At 64.6% G+C, this 16,761-nt stretch carries 14 protein-coding genes and 1 tRNA gene; 2 read left to right on the top strand and 13 right to left on the bottom strand.

What is annotated here, in order from left to right:
* Positions 1-3 precede the first annotated feature (3 nt).
* The 6 genes from rsfS to obgE all read right to left on the bottom strand — a co-directional run bounded on the left by rsfS (position 4) and on the right by obgE (position 5,717).
* Positions 4-393, bottom strand: a complete 390-nt coding sequence (gene rsfS / locus DMP07_RS00320; protein WP_123197177.1) for a ribosome silencing factor — start codon at positions 391-393, stop codon at positions 4-6.
* Positions 394-446: 53 nt separating this feature from the next.
* Positions 447-1,118 carry a bis(5'-nucleosyl)-tetraphosphatase (symmetrical) YqeK gene (gene yqeK / locus DMP07_RS00315; RefSeq protein ID WP_123197176.1) on the bottom strand — a complete coding sequence of 224 codons (672 nt, stop codon included), beginning with the start codon at positions 1,116-1,118 and terminating at the stop codon, positions 447-449.
* 92 nt (positions 1,119-1,210) lie between these two features.
* The gene (gene nadD, locus DMP07_RS00310) at positions 1,211-1,903 is read right to left on the bottom strand and encodes a nicotinate-nucleotide adenylyltransferase (RefSeq protein WP_244594790.1); all 693 of its coding nucleotides are present in this window, start codon (positions 1,901-1,903) and stop codon (positions 1,211-1,213) included.
* Positions 1,903-3,189 (bottom strand): glutamate-5-semialdehyde dehydrogenase, encoded by a 1,287-nt coding sequence (locus DMP07_RS00305; protein WP_123197175.1) that lies wholly within the window; start codon positions 3,187-3,189, stop codon positions 1,903-1,905. The genes nadD and DMP07_RS00305 overlap by 1 nt, the downstream gene beginning before the upstream one ends.
* Positions 3,190-3,240: 51 nt before the next feature.
* The gene (gene proB, locus DMP07_RS00300) at positions 3,241-4,320 is read right to left on the bottom strand and encodes a glutamate 5-kinase (protein WP_123197174.1); all 1,080 of its coding nucleotides are present in this window, start codon (positions 4,318-4,320) and stop codon (positions 3,241-3,243) included.
* Complete coding sequence (obgE, locus tag DMP07_RS00295) at positions 4,320-5,717, bottom strand: GTPase ObgE (protein ID WP_123197173.1); 1,398 nt, start codon at positions 5,715-5,717, stop codon at positions 4,320-4,322. The genes proB and obgE overlap by 1 nt, the downstream gene beginning before the upstream one ends.
* Positions 5,718-5,986: 269 nt before the next feature.
* Here obgE and DMP07_RS00290 point away from each other — a divergent pair, with 269 nt between their 5' ends.
* Entirely contained in the window at positions 5,987-7,429 is a 1,443-nt protein-coding gene (locus tag DMP07_RS00290; RefSeq protein WP_123197172.1) for a DUF2252 domain-containing protein, read from the top strand.
* A 162-nt stretch (positions 7,430-7,591) separates the two neighbouring features.
* On the opposite strand, the gene rpmA is transcribed toward DMP07_RS00290, so the two are convergent.
* The 3 genes from rpmA to polA form a co-directional block, all read right to left on the bottom strand.
* Positions 7,592-7,849 (bottom strand): 50S ribosomal protein L27, encoded by a 258-nt coding sequence (gene rpmA, locus DMP07_RS00285; protein ID WP_123197171.1) that lies wholly within the window; start codon positions 7,847-7,849, stop codon positions 7,592-7,594.
* A 33-nt stretch (positions 7,850-7,882) separates the two neighbouring features.
* Positions 7,883-8,179: a 50S ribosomal protein L21 gene (gene rplU / locus DMP07_RS00280; RefSeq protein ID WP_123197170.1), complete on the bottom strand. Its 297-nt coding sequence runs from the start codon at positions 8,177-8,179 to the stop codon at positions 7,883-7,885.
* Positions 8,180-8,462: 283 nt separating this feature from the next.
* Positions 8,463-11,108 carry a DNA polymerase I gene (gene polA / locus DMP07_RS00275; RefSeq protein ID WP_123197169.1) on the bottom strand — a complete coding sequence of 882 codons (2,646 nt, stop codon included), beginning with the start codon at positions 11,106-11,108 and terminating at the stop codon, positions 8,463-8,465.
* Between the two features lie 77 nt (positions 11,109-11,185).
* Between polA and DMP07_RS00270 the strand changes: the two genes are divergently transcribed.
* Positions 11,186-13,120: an LTA synthase family protein gene (locus DMP07_RS00270; protein ID WP_123197168.1), complete on the top strand. Its 1,935-nt coding sequence runs from the start codon at positions 11,186-11,188 to the stop codon at positions 13,118-13,120.
* A 103-nt stretch (positions 13,121-13,223) separates the two neighbouring features.
* Here the strand turns inward: DMP07_RS00270 and DMP07_RS00265 are convergent.
* From DMP07_RS00265 to DMP07_RS00250, 4 genes are all read right to left on the bottom strand, one after another.
* Positions 13,224-13,298: transfer RNA gene (locus DMP07_RS00265), tRNA-Ile, on the bottom strand.
* A 106-nt stretch (positions 13,299-13,404) separates the two neighbouring features.
* Positions 13,405-14,583 carry an RNA polymerase sigma factor RpoD gene (gene rpoD / locus DMP07_RS00260; RefSeq protein ID WP_123197167.1) on the bottom strand — a complete coding sequence of 393 codons (1,179 nt, stop codon included), beginning with the start codon at positions 14,581-14,583 and terminating at the stop codon, positions 13,405-13,407.
* A 128-nt stretch (positions 14,584-14,711) separates the two neighbouring features.
* The gene (gene dnaG / locus DMP07_RS00255; RefSeq protein WP_123197166.1) at positions 14,712-16,574 is read right to left on the bottom strand and encodes a DNA primase; all 1,863 of its coding nucleotides are present in this window, start codon (positions 16,572-16,574) and stop codon (positions 14,712-14,714) included.
* Positions 16,575-16,751: a preprotein translocase subunit SecE gene (locus DMP07_RS00250; protein ID WP_123197165.1), complete on the bottom strand. Its 177-nt coding sequence runs from the start codon at positions 16,749-16,751 to the stop codon at positions 16,575-16,577. It abuts the gene before it with no gap.
* Positions 16,752-16,761 lie beyond the last annotated feature (10 nt).

Here is a 16,761-nt window from a genome sequence, read left to right as displayed (position 1 = left end):
CGCCTACGCCTCCTGGGCGGCGTCGCCCTCGGGCTGGAAGTCGACGAGCGGGGCGTCGTTCCAGACCTCCTCGAGGCGATAGTAGTCGCGGCCTTCGGGCTGGAACACGTGGACCACGAAATCGCCGTAGTCCTGCAGGGCCCAAAAGCCCTCCTGAGCGCCTTCGACGCTATAGGGCTTCACGCCCGCTTCCTTGACCTCGGCCTCCTCGATGGCGTCGAGCACGGCGTCGATCTGGCGGTTGTTCTGGGCGGTCACGATGACGAAGAAATCGGTGACGCTGGACAGGCCGCGCACGTCTTGGATCATGATGTCGGTCGCCTTCTTGGAATCGGCCGCGCGGGCCGCGATCAGAGCCTTCTCGATCGAGGGGAATCCTTTGTCCTGTGCCATGTAGCTTATGGTCCTTTCGTTGTTCCGACGCGGGCCTGGCGCCCGCGAGTTTTCTACTCTATGACGATGACGCGCGGGCCGCGAGGGCGCAGCGCGTCGGGCGAAGCGGGCGAATCGCAGCGGCCGGCTTCTTCCTCGAGACGCTCGGCGCGCTCGGCGACCAAGACGTTCCATACATCGAGGGAATCGGGATGCACGGGCAAGCCCGCCTCGATGAGATAGACCAGCGTCGAGCCGTACGTCATGAAGAACAGCTCGTCGAGCGACACCGCGCCCACCGCTTCGCGCAAAGGAGCGACGTCGCCGAAAGTGCGTCCCGGCTCGATGATGTCGGCGATGAAGACGATCTTGTCGAGATCGGTCATGTCGGTCGCGCCGCACGTATGGCGCCCGACCGCTTGCAGGACCTCGGGCGAAAGCTCCGGGAATTCCTCATGCAGCGAATACGGGGCGGTCAGGGAGTGCAGCACGCCCGGCATCTGCTTGCGCACGGCCTTCGGCGCGAGCTTGTGCTTTTTCGCCAGGCGCTTGAGCTCCTTGTACGAAAGAGCCTTGTCCCAATCGTGCAGAAGGCCCGCCACCGCGGCGTCGTTTTCGTTCGCGCCGTAGATGCGGGCGAGCTGCTCGGCCGTCTGCGAAACGCCCATGGAATGCAGGTAGCGCGAGGGTTTCACGCGCGTTTCGAGAAGCCTGCGCATCTCTTCGAATCTATCGGGATCGATCATCGACCGCTTCCTTCCTTGCGATGCATGCCGGACCGGCGCGCCGAACGCGGGGCCTGTCGCCCGCGCGAACGCATGGCCGGCATGGCGGACGGCTACGCGCCGCCGCGATATAAACCGTGGTTTTCGACGTAGTCTGACACAACCCGGGGCACGAGATAGCGTATCGAGCGCCCCGAGCGCACTTTCTCCCTCAAATCAGTGGAAGAGACGGCAAGCGCCGTGGCCTCGATGACCGACACGTGGCGGATGGCCGCGTGCGTGAGCATATAGCGTCGGCGGGCGTCGTCGATTTCATAGCCGGGCCGAGAAACCGCGACCAAACGGGCCAGGCGGGCCAGCTCCGTCGCGTCGCGCCACTCGAGGATGCGATGCATGGCATCGGCCCCCGAAATGAAATACAGCTCGACGTTGTCAGGATAATGCGCGCGCAGAGCTCGCAACGTGTCCACGGTGTACGTTTCGCCTGCGCGGTCGATTTCAAGACGGCTTGCGTCGAAAAACGGGTTGTCCTGCACGGCGGCCTTCACCATGGCGAAGCGGTCTTCGGCGGCGGTGATGCTGCGCCCGCGCTTCATCCACGGATCGCCCGCGGGCATGAACACCACCGCATCGAGCTCGAACAGGTCACGCACCTGTTCGGCACAGGCAAGATGCCCTATATGGATCGGATCGAACGTGCCGCCCATGATGCCGAGGCGCGCGTGACGCCCGTCCGAGCCGAGCGCGTCGAAACGCTCGCACACGACGGGCGACGCGGCCTGCGTGGGCGCGACGGACACCCCCACTAGCCGCGCACCTGCCCCGCTCCGCGCACCACGTATTTGTACGACGTGAGCGCCTCGAGGGCGAACGGCCCGCGCACGTGCAGCTTCTGCGTGGAGATTCCTATCTCGGCGCCCAGGCCGAAGCATCCGCCGTCGGTGAAGCGCGTCGAAGCGTTGGCGTACACCGCCGCGGCGTCGACTCCCGCCAAAAAATCGTCGATGGCGCGAGCGCCTGCCGGCGAGGCCTCGTCGGCCACGATGCACTCGGAATGGCCCGTGCCGTAACGGTTGACGTGATCGACCGCCTCGGAAGCGCCTTCGACCGTCTTCACGCTGATTTCGAGCGCGAGATACTCGCGGCCCCAATCCTCCTCGGTCGCATCGACGAAGCGAAGCGACGCGGGAGCGCAAGCGCGCACGCACTCGTCACCATGGACCACGACGCCCGCGTCGGCCAGCTCGGCCAGCATAGCGGGAAGGAAGTCCGCTGCCGCCGCGCGGTCGACCAGAAGGCTTTCGCACGCATTGCACACGCCCGTGCGCTGCGTCTTCGCATTCATCACGATGGCGCGCGCCATGGAGAAATCGGCCGTCTCGTGCACGTACACGTGGCAGTTGCCCGTGCCGGTCTCGATCACGGGCACCTTGGAATGCTCGACGCAATGGCGGATAAGGCCCGCTCCGCCGCGCGGGATGAGCACGTCGACGATGCCGTGCAGGCCCATCAGCGCATCGGTGGCCGTGCGCTCGACCGTTTCGATCGAACAGATGCAGTCGGCCGGAAGCCCGACGCTTTCCACGGCCTCGCGCAAAACGCGCGTGAGCGCGATATTGGAATGAAACGCCTGGGAGCCGCCGCGCAGGACGCAAGCGTTGCCCGATTTCAGGCAGATGCCTGCCGCGTCGGCCGTCACGTTCGGACGGGCCTCGTACACCATGGCGACCACGCCGAGAGGCGTGGTAACGCGGCGCAGGTCCATGCCGCCTTCGATCGTACGCTGCTCGACCGTGCGATTCAGCGGATCGGGAAGCCCCGCCAGCGCCTCGAGCGCCGACGCCATGCCCTCGATGCGCGCTTCGTCGAGCATAAGGCGGTCGAGCAGGCCTTCGCTCATGCCCGCGGCCGCGCCCTGCTCCATATCGCGGGCGTTGGCCTCGATCACGACGGGCGCCTGAAGGCGCAGCGCGCTCGCCATCGCGGCGAGAGCCTCGTTTCTCCGGCTCTCGGACGCGCGCGCCAGCACGCGCGACGCATCGCGGGCGGCAAGAGCCGTCTCGCGCACGTAAGTCTCCAATTCGCGCTCCATGGCGCCTCCTCCCGAACAAGCGAGCGCGCAAAGCGCGCTCGTAGGAACTTGCTATTCGAACACGACCATCTCGTCGCGATGGATCACCGTTCCGGCCTCCTCGCGGGCCGCATGGGCGTCGCAGCGGGCAAGGCCGCGGGCGATCACGTAGCCCGACTCGTCGAGAACGTCCACCACGTCTCCCGCCTCGAACGGCTCTTCGACGCGCCTGATGCCCACCGAAAGAAGCGACGATCCGTGTTCGACCAGGGCGCATGCGGCGCCGGCATCCACCACGAGGCGGCCTTTGACGGAATCGCCCAACGCGATCCAGAGCTTGCGCGGCGTGATTTCGTGCCTGCGCTCGCGCGCCGTGAACAAGGTGCCGATCGGATCGTCGGCAAGCGAGCGCACCACGGCGTCTTCGGCGCGGCCGTGGCAGATCACCAGCGGGATGCCTGCGGCGCCCAGCACGCGCGCCGAGGTGAGCTTGGTGATCATGCCGCCGCTTCCCACCGCGCTGCCCGCTCCGGTGGCGCCCGCCATGATCTCGGGCGTCAGACGGTCGACGCGACGTATGAGAGCGGCCTTGGGGTCGATTTGCGGATTCGCCGTGTACAAGCCGTCGATGTCGCTCAGAATGACCACGCGGTCGGCATCGGCAAGGCATGCGACCAATGCCGCGAGCGTGTCATTGTCGCCGAATTTGATCTGCTCGACCGAAACCGTGTCGTTCTCGTTGACGATCGGCACGGCGCCGAGCTCCAGCAGGCGCGCGAACGTGTCGCGGGCATGCAGGTAGGCGTTGCGGTCGGCCGTGTCGCGGCGCGTGAGCAGCACGAGCGACGTCAGCATGCCGTACGGCGAGAACACCTGGTCGTATGCCGCGATGAGGGCGCGCTGGCCCACGCTCGACGCCGCCTGGACCGTCGGCATGTCCTTCGGACGCTTCAGCGGAAGCCCGAGCGACTCCAGGCCGCACGGGATGGAGCCGGAGCTGACAATGATCACGTTCCAGCCCGCCTTGCGGACGCGGTTTATCTGATGGGCCAGGTCGGCCAGGTAAGCGCGGTCGACCTTGCCTTCGGCGTCGGTCAGCGTCGACGACCCGATTTTGATGACCGCCGTACGCGGCCTTGCAGCATGCGTCATTAGAAATCAAGCTCCCTGTAAATGTCCACGCGGTCGTCGGCGCTCTCGAATTCGAACGCGCGGCCGACGATGCGGATCTCGTCGCCGTTCACCGCGCCCGCGTTGATGAGCTCCTTCTCGAGGCCCATGCGGTCGAAGCGGTGCTGCAGGAAGGCGAGCGCCTCCTCGTTCTCCCAGTCGGTCTGGACGACCATGCGCTCGATCTGAGGGCCTTCGACGCGGAAGACGCCGTCGGAGAGCTTGCGCACCGTGAAGCGGCGGTCGCGCTGCATGCGCTTGTGCTCCCAGACCTGGTCGTACTGGACCCCGGCGCCCTGCTCTTCGCGCGCGGCCTCGCGCAGCTCGTGGACCTTGGCGGCCGTGGCGTGGATCAAGGCGTCGACGCCTTTGCCCGTCAAGGCGCTGATCTCGAACACGCGCGACGCCTCGTCGATGCCGTCGGCGAACTCGTTGCCGTCGGCCGCGGCGATGGCGTCTTTGCGCACTTCCTCCTTCAGGCGGCGGATATTGTCTTCCACGCCCGGCACGTCGCATTTGTTCGCCACCACGATGCGGGGGCGGTTCGCCAGCTCGTCGGCGTAGAGCGCCAGCTCGCGGTTGATGATGCGATAATCCTCGACCGGGTCGCGGCCCTCGTAGCCGCCCGTCATGTCGACGACATGCACGATGAGCGCCGTGCGCTCGATATGGCGCAGGAACTCATGGCCCAGGCCGCGGCCCTCGTGCGCGCCCTCGATCAGGCCCGGGATGTCGGCGACGACGAAGTTGTACTCGTCGCCCTTGACCACGCCGAGATTGGGAACGAGCGTGGTGAAGGGGTAATCGGCGATCTTGGGGCGGGCGGCGCTCATGCGGGCGATCAGCGAGCTTTTGCCCGCGGACGGAACGCCGACGAGCGCGGCGTCGGCCATAAGCTTCATCTCGAGCTCGACCCAGCATTCCTGGGCGGGCTCGCCCAGCTCGGCGAACGCCGGGGCGCGCCTGGTGGACGTGACGAAGTGGATATTGCCGCGGCCTCCCATGCCGCCGCATGCCACGACCACGCGCTCGCCGTCATGCGTCAGGTCGGCGATCAGCTCGCCCGTTTCCTTGCTTTCCTCGAAGTACTCGCGCACCACGGTGCCCACGGGCACTTTCAGCACGAGGTCTTCGCCCGTCGCGCCGTGCATGCGGCTTCCCTTGCCGTGCGTGCCGCGCGGCGCCTTGAAGTGATGCTTGTATCGATAGTCGATCAGCGACGAGACCGACGCGTCGGCCTCGAGCACCACGTTGCCGCCATGGCCGCCGTCGCCCCCGTCGGGACCGCCTTTGGGCACGTGGGCCTCGCGGCGAAAGCTCATGCAGCCTGCGCCGCCGTCGCCGCCTTTGACATAAATATGCACTTTATCAGTAAACATGACCGTCCATTTCTATTCGATGGTTGCGCCTGATTATACGAGATACCGGTCGATGCGCGAGGGTGTTTCGCCGGCGAGCGCACGATTGGCGCATCCTGCGTCGAAAAACCCACAGCCGCTGCAAATCGAGCCGCCGAAGGCCTTCGGGCGGCGCCGTGATCGACGGCATGGAAACCGCCTGGCGCAAGGCGGCCCTCGAACGCGAAAGCTGTGCCATACTGGCCCGGCACGCATGCAAACCGCGGCCATAGGCCGCCGAAGGAGGAACCATGCCCATCGATGACACCCAGCGCGTTCGCAAGGACATCCGAAAGGCGCTTTCGTATAAGGCCCAGGTATCGGCCAAAAGCAGCAAAGAGCACGGCAAGGGGCTTCGCGCGACGGCGCCGCGCGAATGCCATGGCGCCTGGCAGGTCGAAGCAGACCGCGAAAGCGCCGTTGCGATCTTGCGCGAGCAGGACGAGACCCGCGTCCAGGAGCTCGTCCCCATTCGAAGGCAGCGCATGGCCGCGTCGCCTTTCGCGTTTTTCAGGGGATCGGCGGCCATCATGGCGGCCGACCTGGCCCGCACCCCGTCGACCGGCATCAGGGTCCAGGCCTGCGGCGACGCCCACGTGGCGAACTTCGGGCTGTACCACTCCCCCGAACGCCGCCTCGTCTTCGACATCAACGACTTCGACGAAACCGCGCAGGCGCCGTGGGAATGGGACGTGAAACGCCTGGCCGCCAGCATCGAGATCTGCGGACGAGAGCGCGGCTTCTCCGACAAGGAGCGCAAGGCGGCGACCCTCGAATCCGTGAAATGCTACCGCCAGGCGATGCGCGATTTCGCGCGCATGGGTTCGATGGACGTGTGGTACGCCCATATGGACGCCGAAGAGCTCTACGAGCATATGGCGCAGGCCGCCAGCAAACGCGAGCGCCGCGAGACGAAGGAGCTCTTCGACAAGGCGCGTTCGAAAAACAGCGCCCGCGCCGTATCGAAGCTGACCGAGGTGGTGGACGGCGAGCTGCGCATCGTAAACGACCCGCCGCTCATCGTTCCTTTGCGCGAGCTGGTCAGGCAGCGCACCGGGCTCGATATTCCCGACCCCGACATGCGCGAACGCGAGCGCATCATCGCGATGCTGTTCTCCCGCTATCGCAAGAACCTGCCCGATGACAGGCGCCTTCTGGTCGAGCAGTATCGCGGCGTCGACATCGCGCGCAAGGTGGTCGGCGTGGGAAGCGTGGGGCTGCAGGCCTGGATCGTGGTCATGGAAGGGGCGACGCCCGACGACCACCTGGTGCTCCAGATCAAAGAGGCGCGCGAATCGGTGCTCGAACGATATGCCGGCAAAGACGCCAGCGAAAGCTCGGGGCTTCGCATCGTCCGAGGCCAGAAGGCCATGCAGACGGCCAGCGACGTCTTGCTCGGATGGAGCGACATGCGCTCCGACAAGGCGGAGCGCAGCTTCTACGTGCGCCAGCTTTGGGACGGCAAAGCATCCGTCGACCTTGAAGAGATCGACGCCGATTCGCTGCAGGCGCTTGCGGGCGCGTGCGGATGGACCCTCGCGCATGCCCATGCGCGCACGGGCAACCGATTCGCCATTGCGGGATATCTCGGCAAAAGCGATGTCTTCGACCGCGCGGTCGTCGAGTTCGCACGCGCCTACGCCGACCAAAACGACGCCGATTACCGCATGTTCCTGAAAGCGTTCGCCCTTTAGCCATACGCGAGATGTCTGCCCCGGACGAAGGCCTTTGTCCGGGGCAGGTCGCCCGGCGCAGACGTTCCTCGAACGGCGCCGTGTGCGAGATGACACGCCCCGATCGGCCCGAAGACGAAAAAAGACCCGCCGAAGCGGGTCTTTGCGCAATCGAATGCGTTGTTATTCGGCCTCGAGGGGACGAACATGAACCATACGACGAGCACCCTTGGTGAACTCGACGGTGCCTTCGCACAAAGCGAACAGCGTGTCGTCCTTGCCGCGACCGACGTTCTGGCCGGGATGGAAGTGGGTGCCACGCTGGCGAACGATGATGTTGCCGGTGATGACATGCTCGCCGCCATAGCGCTTCACGCCGAGGCGCTGCGCGCGGGAGTCACGACCATTACGGGTAGAACCAAGACCTTTTTTATGTGCCATTTTCTATACCTGCCTTCTGTTCTCTTCGGCCCGTTATTCGCCGATGCTCTCAATCTGGATGCGAGTGAGGTTCTGACGATGACCGCGAAGCTTCTTGTAGTTCTTGCGCTTCTTGAACTTGAAGACGAGCTTCTTCTTGTCCTTGTACTGGTCAAGAACGGTAGCGACGGCCTTGGCCTTGGTGTCGAGGTCGACCTTGCTGCCGTCGACAACGCAGATGACCTCGAGCTCGACCTTCTCGCCGACCTCGGCGTCGAGCTTCTCGACGGAGAGGTATTCGCCCGGAGTGACCTTATACTGCTTACCACCGGTTTTCACGATTGCGTACATGTAATTCTCCTTGAATGTGTTAAAACGCAGGGCGATATTGTACATCGCGCCATGCACACTCGTCAATACATTTGGGGGGCTAAGTCCCAATATTTAGAGGAAAACACGCCATCAGAGGCAAGCGAAGACTTTACCATACCGAGGCCTGTTCGCCTAGCCGTGATTTTGCCATTTTCACAATGGTTTCGCTTAGTGGCCTTTGAGGCCCACCTGCCTCTATTCGCCGCGAGGCACGCGGGGCTTCGCGCGAAAGCCCCGTCGAACGCGCATGCGGGCCGCCCCTTTAATGCGCCTGCGCCCAATTCGCGCCGCTTTGCACGTCCACCAGCAGCGGCACCTTCAATTCGACGACGCCGCTCATCACCTCTTCCACCATGGCGGAAAGCGTCTCGAGCTCTTCGCGCGGCACGCTGAAATCCAGCTCGTCGTGGACCTGCAGCATGAGCTTGCTCTCGAAGCCTTCGGCGGCCAGGCGGCGGGCCACCTCGTTCATGGCAAGCTTGATGATGTCGGCCGCGCTTCCCTGCATGGGATGGTTCATGGCCGTGCGTTCGCCGAATCCGCGCTGGACCGCATTGCCCGCGCGCAGCTCGGGGATATGGCGCTTTCGGCCGAACATCGTGACGGCGTAGCCGGTCTCTTTCGCCTCGGCCACCGTTTCGTCGAGATACGCGCGCACGCGCGGGTGCACCTCGAAGTAGCGGTCGATCATCTCCTGGGCCTCTTTGAACCCGATGCCCAGCGAACTCGCCAGACCGAACGCCTGCTGGCCGTACACGATGCCGAAGTTGACGGCTTTCGCGCGGCTGCGAAGCTCGGGCGTCACCTCGTCGACGGAAATGCCGAACACGCGCGCCGCCGTAGCCGCATGGAAGTCGGCACCGCCGCAGAACGAATCAATCAGGCTCTCGTCGCCCGACAGATGCGCGAGCAGACGAAGCTCGATCTGCGAATAGTCGGCGGACACGAAGACGTCGCCCTCACGCAGCGGCACGAAGCATTCGCGGATGCGGCGGCCGAACTCGGTGCGCACGGGAATGTTCTGCAGATTCGGCTCGCTCGAAGAAAGGCGGCCCGTGGTGGTGACCGTCTGGTTGAAGCTCGTGTGCACGCGGCCGTCGCCCGCGCGCATGCGCGGCAACGCATCTATATAGGTAGAACGCATCTTCGCAAGCTCGCGGTAGCGCAGCACCTTGCTCGCAATCGGATGCTTGCCCTCGAGGCCTTTGAGGGTCTTGGCATCGGTCGAAAACCCGCGCTGCGTCTTCTTGCCCGCGGGAAGGCCCAATACCTCGAACAGGATATGGCCGAGCTGTTTGGGCGAATCCACGTTGAATTCCTCGCCCGCCAGCTCGATAATCTCTTGCTTGAGGGCCTCGATCTCGCCTTGCGTCTCGACTCCCATCGCGGCCAGCGACACGCTGTCCAGCGCGGCGCCCACGCGTTCCATGCCCGCAAGCGTGGACACGAGCGGAGCGTCGATATCGGCATAGCACGCCAGGCTTCCGTCTTCGTCCAACGCTTCGCGCAAAGCCTCGCTCAGCGGACGCGCGACCCACGCATGGGCCGCGGCGCGCGCGTCTTCCGCATCGAATTCAGGCAACGCGGCCCCGAGATAGGCGTCGCACAGGGCCTCGTACTCGTAGCGGCTTGTATTGGAATCGAGCAGATACGCCGCAAGCCCGATGTCGAAATAGCGGGCGTCCGCCACCGCGGAAAGCTCGACCGCCGCAGGCTGCGCGCCGTCGGCCGGATAAACCTCCTGCAAGGCGTGCTTCGCATCGAGCGCGCAAAACGCGCCGTCGCGCACGATGCGCGCGAATGCACGGACCGCCGCATCGCCTTCGAACGCCATGACGCGCTCGTCCGACGCCGCATACAGCACGGAAGCCGGTTCGAAAAGGCTCTCCTGCGCGGGCCTGTAGAACTCGACGCCTACCATGACGCCGCCTTCGATCGCCGCATCGAGCGCCGCCTCGGCTTCATCGCCCGTCAAAACGGGCGCATCGGGCAGCTCGAGCCTCGTCGGCGCCGCAAGCGATGCGTCGGCGCCCGCCAGCGCGAGCACCTTGGAAAGATGCGCGTTGAAGCGCAGCGCGTTGAACGCCTCGACGACCGCCTCCTCGTCGAAAGCGGGAAACGCCGCCGCCTCGAGGTCGATGTCGATGGCGAGGTCGCGCGCGATCGTGGCGACGCGGCGGCTCGTGAACGCGGCCTCCTCGTTTTCGACGAGGTTCTGCAGCTGCTTGCCCTTGAGTTTGTCGAGGTTCTCGTAGATGCCGTCGATGCTGCCGAAATTCTGCAGCAGCTTGGCGGCGCCCTTGTCTCCGATGCCGGGCACGCCCGGGATGTTGTCGGAGGAATCGCCCTTCAGGCCCAAGAAGTCGGGGAACTGCTCGGGCGTCACGCCGTAGCGCTCCTCCACCTCGGCCGGACCGTAGACGGCCACGTCGCTGATGCCCTTCTTCGTGGTGACCACGCGCGTCAACTCGCTCACCAGCTGATAGGCGTCCTTATCGCCCGTCACCAGAAGCGTTTCGTATCCGAGCGCCTCGTCCATGGCGGCGATGCTGCCCAAAACGTCGTCGCCCTCCCAGCCCTTTATGCGCACCACGGGCACGTTCATCGATTCGAGAAGGCTTTCGATCAAAGGGAACTGCGCGCGCAGCGCGTCGTCCATCGGCGGACGGGTCGCCTTGTACTGCTCGAGGGCTTCCATGCGAAACGCGGGCCTGCCGGCGTCGAACGCGCAAACCACCGCATCGGGCATCGTGGTTTCATAGAGCTTCAAGAACATGGACATGAAGCCGAACACGGCGTTGGTGGGCGTGCCGTCCGGAGCGTTCATCGTGGGGGGCACCGCATGAAAGGCGCGATGCATGAGCGAATTACCGTCGATGACGGCTATTTTCTTCGGCGAATTTGGCATAATGCTCCTTTTACCTTCTTACGCCCCCGCCTGCGCCGGCGCGAAACCGCGCGCAGGCCTATTCCGAGGACGGTTCCATGATCGAAATCCAAGCCGGCCCGATCGCCGTCGTATGCGCGATCGCGGCCCTCTGTTTCCTTTCGTACGCCATCATACGGCGCAAGCATCTGGCGCGACGCTTCGACCGCGTGCTTTCCCATGCGAAACCCATAGTCGCCGCCGCCTGCATCCCTGCAGGATTTCTCCTGATGGAAATACCGTACAACCCTCTGACGTTCTCGATCGACCCGGCCTTCGTCGCGCTCGGGCTCGGCGTGACGGGCGCGCTGTTCGCCATCGTGTTCTTCCTCGGGCAACGCTCGAAAGCGGCGATGGCCGCGTTTCTGTGCGCCTGCTTCGCCGAAGGAACGGCGAATTACTTCGTGGCGTCGTTCAAGGGCCAGCCGATCCTTCCCTCCGACGTCATGGCGCTGCAAACGGCCGCCTCCGTCAGCGGCGGCTACACCTACGCCGTCGGAGAGAGCGTGCTTGCGGCCTTCGCCCTGCTCGCCGTTCTCGGCGGATTCATCGCCATGCTTCCCGCAGCGAAAGCCACGAAGCGCTCGGTCGCGATCGATTTGAGCGCGGGCGCAGCGATCCTGGTCGCCTTCTCCATGTGGTTCGGCGCGGTGGACATCGAGAAAGACTACGGCTGTCGCGTCGACGTATGGAGCAGCCTCGATTCCTACCAGCAGAACGGCTCTCTGCTGTGCTTCCTGCAGCGCAGCCAGCTGATCGCCCCGCATGCCCCCGAGGATTACTCACCCCAGGAAGCCGCCGCGATCAGGGCCGAAAAGGCGGCCATCGCCATGGCGGACCAGGCGGTCGAAGACTCCCCCGCAACCGCCCCCGACGTACGCCCGGCCGTGGTGGCCATCATGAACGAAACCTTCTCCGACCTGTCGCGCTATCCCAACGTCGCGCAGACATACGCGGGGACCGTCGCATTCGACCGGATCGACGCACTCGTGAAGGGCGACTGCTACGTGTCCGCCATGGGCGGCGGCACCTGCAACAGCGAGTTCGAATTCCTCACGGGATCGACCATGGGCCTTCTAGGCGCGGGCGTCTACCCGTATATGCTCTACGACCTGCGCGGAGCCGACAATCTTGCGCGCTATCTTTCCTCGATCGGCTACAAGACCAGCGCCATCCATCCCGCCCAGAAGGAGAACTGGCGCCGCGACCGCGTCTACCGCCAGCTCGGATTCGACGAGTTCTACGACATCGACAGCTTCGAGGACGCCGAAATGTTTCGCGGCATGGTCAGCGATGCCTCGACCTACGACCTGATCTTGGACCTGCTGAATCGAGACGACGACCCGCGCTTCATCTTCGACGTGACCATCGCGAGCCACGGCGGATACGACACGGGCGGCGTCGACGAGCAGTATATGGTGCACGCGCCGCTCGACGGCATCGAATACGACGACGTGAACGAATATCTGGGTTGCATCGAACGCTCGCAGGTCGAGCTGGTCGAATTCCTCGGCAAGCTGCGCGAGCTCGACCGCCCCGTCATCGTATGCTTCTTCGGCGACCATCAGCCGGGATTCGTGGAATGGCTTTCCAACGAAGCCTACGGCGCGAACGAGGCCGGCGAAGGCGAAGCGGACGGCGCGCAGCCCGCCGCAGAAGCGCCCACGGGCATCGACCTGGTGCAGGAGCGCTACGTCACGCCCTACATGATTTGGACGAACAACCCCGAGCTGCGCCAGGCCTCCGACGAGCCGCGCGTGGCCGACACGAGCCTGAACTACCTCGGCGCCATCCTGCTGCGCGCAGCGGGCCTTCCCCTCGACGAATATTTCGCCTTCACGCTCGCCGTGCGCGACGACATTCCCGCCATCAATCTGAACGGCTATCAGGACGCGCAGGGCGAATGGCACTGGCACGGCGACACGGCGGCGCGCTCCGAGGCGTACCGCCAGCTTTCCATGGTCGAGCACGCGAACCTGTTCGAGAAAGACTAGCCTGCCCACCCGCCTTGCGCCGCGCGACCGTACGAAGGCGCAAGGCGGGGCCGGGCAACGAAAAAGGCCGGAAGCGTCACCACTTCCGGCCTTCGATATTTCGTGGTGGGCCCGCCCGGATTCGAACCGAGAACCAAAGGATTATGAGTCCCCTGCTCCACCGTTGAGCTACAGGCCCGTATACCCCGTCCCAAGACGAGATGTTCGGCTATTGTACCGCAACGAACGCGAATCGCAACGACGCGCTTTCATTTTCGCGCGACGCGCGAACAGCGGACGAAGCTTTAGTCTTCCAGGTAGTCCTTCAGCTTGGAAGAACGGCTGGGATGACGCAGCTTCGCGAGCGTCTTGCTCTCGATCTGGCGGATACGCTCGCGCGTGACGCCGAATTCGCGGCCCACTTCCTCGAGCGTATGCGGATGGCCGTCTTCGAGGCCGAAACGCAGGCTGATGACCTTGCGCTCGCGCTCGGCCAAGCCGTCGAGCACCTTGCCCAGCTGCTCCTGCAGCATGGAGAAACTCGCCGCGTCAGGCGGCACGATGGCGGCGTCGTCTTCGATGAAGTCGCCCAGCTGGCTGTCTTCCTCTTCGCCGATCGGCGTTTCGAGGGAGACGGGCTCCTGGCTGATCTTCTGGATTTCGCGCACGCGCTCGGCGCTCAGGCCCATCTTCTCGCCGATTTCCTCCGGAGAGGGATCGCGGCCGAGCTCCTGAAGCAGCTGGCGCTGGATGCGGACGAGCTTGTTGATCGTTTCGACCATATGCACCGGGATACGGATGGTGCGGGCCTGGTCGGCGATCGCACGCGTGATGGCCTGGCGGATCCACCACGTCGCATACGTGGAGAATTTGAAGCCCTTGGTATAGTCGAACTTCTCGACGGCGCGGATGAGGCCCAGGTTGCCTTCCTGGATGAGGTCGAGGAACAGCATGCCGCGGCCGACATAGCGCTTCGCGATCGACACGACGAGACGGAGGTTCGCTTCGATAAGCTGCTGCTTCGCATCGATGCCCACCTGTTCGACGCGCGTCAGGCGACGGCGCTCGCGACGCTCGAGCTCGATGCCCTCTTCTTCGGCCTTCTCGAGCTCGGCGGTAGCGGCGACGCCGGCCTCGATCTTCATGGCGAGGTCGATTTCCTCGGCGGCCGTGAGCAGGGGAACCTTGCCGATTTCTTTCAGATACATGCGGACGGGATCGCCCGTGAGCATGGTGACGGAGGTGTCGGCCGAACGGCGGCGCACCTTCGAAGCGCGGGTGGATACCTTTGGCAGGTTGACTTCGGCGTCTTCGGCGGCCTTGAGCTCTTCCTCGGGAATGCCCTCGAGCAGGTCTTCGTCGTCAGACAGCGAAGAGTCTATCTTTTCGTCTTCGAGAGCCATGTCGCCGGCAAGAGCGGCATCCTCTCCTTTTGCCTTGCTTTTCTTGGGATCTTCAGTTGTTTTCGCTTTGGCAGCAGACACAGATGCTATCCTTTCGCCGCAGAAAATGGGCACAATGGCCCTAAAGATACAGTTTATAATTGTACCAAGAATCCATTGACCTGGTCAATGCAACATGACCAGGCCTTTCTTGTCGTTTTCGGTTTTCGCTATTCGGCCGACCCGAGCGGGCGATGCGCGCTTCGCAACGCCACCAGCTCCCTTTGCAGCATGACCACGTCCTGATAGGCCTGCTCGTATTCGGAAGACGACATGGCTTCGGGGCGCTTCAGCTGGGCGTTGACGGCCGCGATCGAATCCTCCATATCGCGTATCGCCAATTCGTCGGCGAGAAAGCGTCCGAGAGCGCCCGGCTCGATATCGTCATACACCGAAGCGGCGGTCAGCGTCGAATCGGCGCCTTCCACCATCGACGAGACGCCGCGCACCACGTCTCCCGGCGCGCTCGCCTCGGGATGCTCGGCCAAATAGGCGATCAGCGCCTGGGCCGTCCTGCGATGGACATCGCGATGCCACATCGTCTGCACGAGCGTATCGGCGTAAGCCAGACCGACTTCGGCATGGCGGGCGCACAGGGCGAGAAACTCGCGCTCGATCCGCAAGCGCTCCCGCTCGCGCGGCGGAAGCGAAACGGCCGGCTTCGGCAACGGCGCCGAGGCGGCTTCGGCAGGCGCTTGGTCATAGGAGCGCGGGGCCGCAACGCCCGCAAGCTTCTCGGTCACCATGGCGATGTCGAAATGCAGCCTGTCGGCGATGTAGCCTGCGTATTCCTGCGCGAGCACCGAGCGCTTGATCGGAGCGAGCAGCGAGAGCGCATCGGCCAGCGCCCGGCTTTTCTGGCCGAAATCGGCCAGGTCGTACTTCGAAAACGTCCTGTCGATCGCATAGCGCAGCAGCGGCTGGGCATGTGATATCAGGTCCTCGAGCGCCTCGGCGCCGCGCTGCTGCACGAAATCGGCGGGATCGAGATCGTCCGGCAGCGTGACCGCGCACAGGTCGATCTTCGAGCGACCCGCCTCGGGCAGCATGCTCTCGTCGAGAAAGCGCGCCGCGCGGTCGGCCGCGCGCTGGCCGGCCTCATCTCCGTCGAACAGATACACGATGCGACGCTTCGCATGGCGCGAAATGGTGCGGATATGCTGGACCGTCAAAGCCGTGCCCAGCGTGGCCACGACGTTTTTCACGCCCGCCTCATGCATCACGATCACATCGGTGTAGCCCTCCACGATCACCGCGACGCCCGTGCTCGCCATGGCCGCCTTCGCCTTGTCGAGCCCGAACAGCACCTGCGACTTATGAAATACGGGCGTTTCCTGCGAATTGAGGTATTTCGGCTCGCCCTTGCCGACCACGCGGCCGCCGAACGCGATGGTGTCGCCCTCGACATCGCGGATCGGGAACATGATGCGGTCGAAAAAGCGGTCGCGCAGGCCGCGGCCCTGTTTCGACGCCGTGGCCACATTGGCCTCGACCATGTCTTCGGCCGAAAACCCCAGCGATTTCAAATGGCGCACGAGCGCCTGGTTGCCGGGAGCATAGCCTAAGTTCCAATCTTTCGGAACGCGGCCTCCCAGGTCGCGCGACGAAAGGTAGGCGCGTGCCGCATCGGCCTGAGGGCCGCGCAGCCTCATGAGCTGCAGATGGTAAAACGACGCCGCGGCCTCGCAAACCTCTTTCAAACGCGCCTTGCGCCCGCGCGCCGCGACGACGCCCGGCTCCTCGGTCAGCTGGATGCCGGCGCGGCGGGCGAGCTCGCGCACCGCGTCGACGAAGCCCAGGTCGTCGAGTTTCATGACGAATCCGAACACGTCGCCGCCCTCGCCGCAGCCGAAGCAGTGCCACAGCTGCGTGGTCGGGTCGATCTTGAACGACGGGGATTTCTCGCTATGGAAAGGGCAACACCCCCAGAAATCGCGACCGCGCTGGCGCAGCACCACGCGCTCCCCGGCAATCGACACCAAATCGCTCGCTTCGCGCACGCGCCTGATGTCGTCGTCCGAGATTCCCGCCATCTAGTTTCGCCCCCTACGGCGCAAAACGAGCGAAACGACGCCGACGATGACAAGCACCGCCACGGTAGCCCCGCGACCGAACGTCAGGGGCTGATAGCCCACGGCCATGATCGCGACCGCGAACGCCGCAAGCGCGAACGCGATGCCCGCGATCCATGCGTAGTATTCAGACTTCATAGCATCCCCC

The organism is Slackia faecicanis (assembly GCF_003725295.1).
GTDB classification, from domain to species: domain Bacteria; phylum Actinomycetota; class Coriobacteriia; order Coriobacteriales; family Eggerthellaceae; genus Slackia; species Slackia faecicanis.
This window is presented reverse-complemented; position numbering and strand designations above follow the sequence as displayed.

Excerpts from the sequence above, each read along its gene's own strand:
- proB (WP_123197174.1), bottom strand. The coding sequence starts at position 4,320 with ATGACGCATGCTGCAAGGCCGCGTACGGCGGTCATCAAAATCGGGTCG.
- yqeK (WP_123197176.1), bottom strand. The coding sequence starts at position 1,118 with ATGATCGATCCCGATAGATTCGAAGAGATGCGCAGGCTTCTCGAAACG.
- dnaG (WP_123197166.1), bottom strand. The coding sequence starts at position 16,574 with ATGGCGGGAATCTCGGACGACGACATCAGGCGCGTGCGCGAAGCGAGC.
- polA (WP_123197169.1), bottom strand. The coding sequence starts at position 11,108 with ATGCCAAATTCGCCGAAGAAAATAGCCGTCATCGACGGTAATTCGCTC.
- rplU (WP_123197170.1), bottom strand. The coding sequence starts at position 8,179 with ATGTACGCAATCGTGAAAACCGGTGGTAAGCAGTATAAGGTCACTCCG.
- obgE (WP_123197173.1), bottom strand. The coding sequence starts at position 5,717 with ATGTTTACTGATAAAGTGCATATTTATGTCAAAGGCGGCGACGGCGGC.
- rpmA (WP_123197171.1), bottom strand. The coding sequence starts at position 7,849 with ATGGCACATAAAAAAGGTCTTGGTTCTACCCGTAATGGTCGTGACTCC.
- DMP07_RS00305 (WP_123197175.1), bottom strand. The coding sequence starts at position 3,189 with ATGGAGCGCGAATTGGAGACTTACGTGCGCGAGACGGCTCTTGCCGCC.
- DMP07_RS00290 (WP_123197172.1), top strand. The coding sequence starts at position 5,987 with ATGCCCATCGATGACACCCAGCGCGTTCGCAAGGACATCCGAAAGGCG.
- rsfS (WP_123197177.1), bottom strand. The coding sequence starts at position 393 with ATGGCACAGGACAAAGGATTCCCCTCGATCGAGAAGGCTCTGATCGCG.
- DMP07_RS00270 (WP_123197168.1), top strand. The coding sequence starts at position 11,186 with ATGATCGAAATCCAAGCCGGCCCGATCGCCGTCGTATGCGCGATCGCG.
- DMP07_RS00250 (WP_123197165.1), bottom strand. The coding sequence starts at position 16,751 with ATGAAGTCTGAATACTACGCATGGATCGCGGGCATCGCGTTCGCGCTT.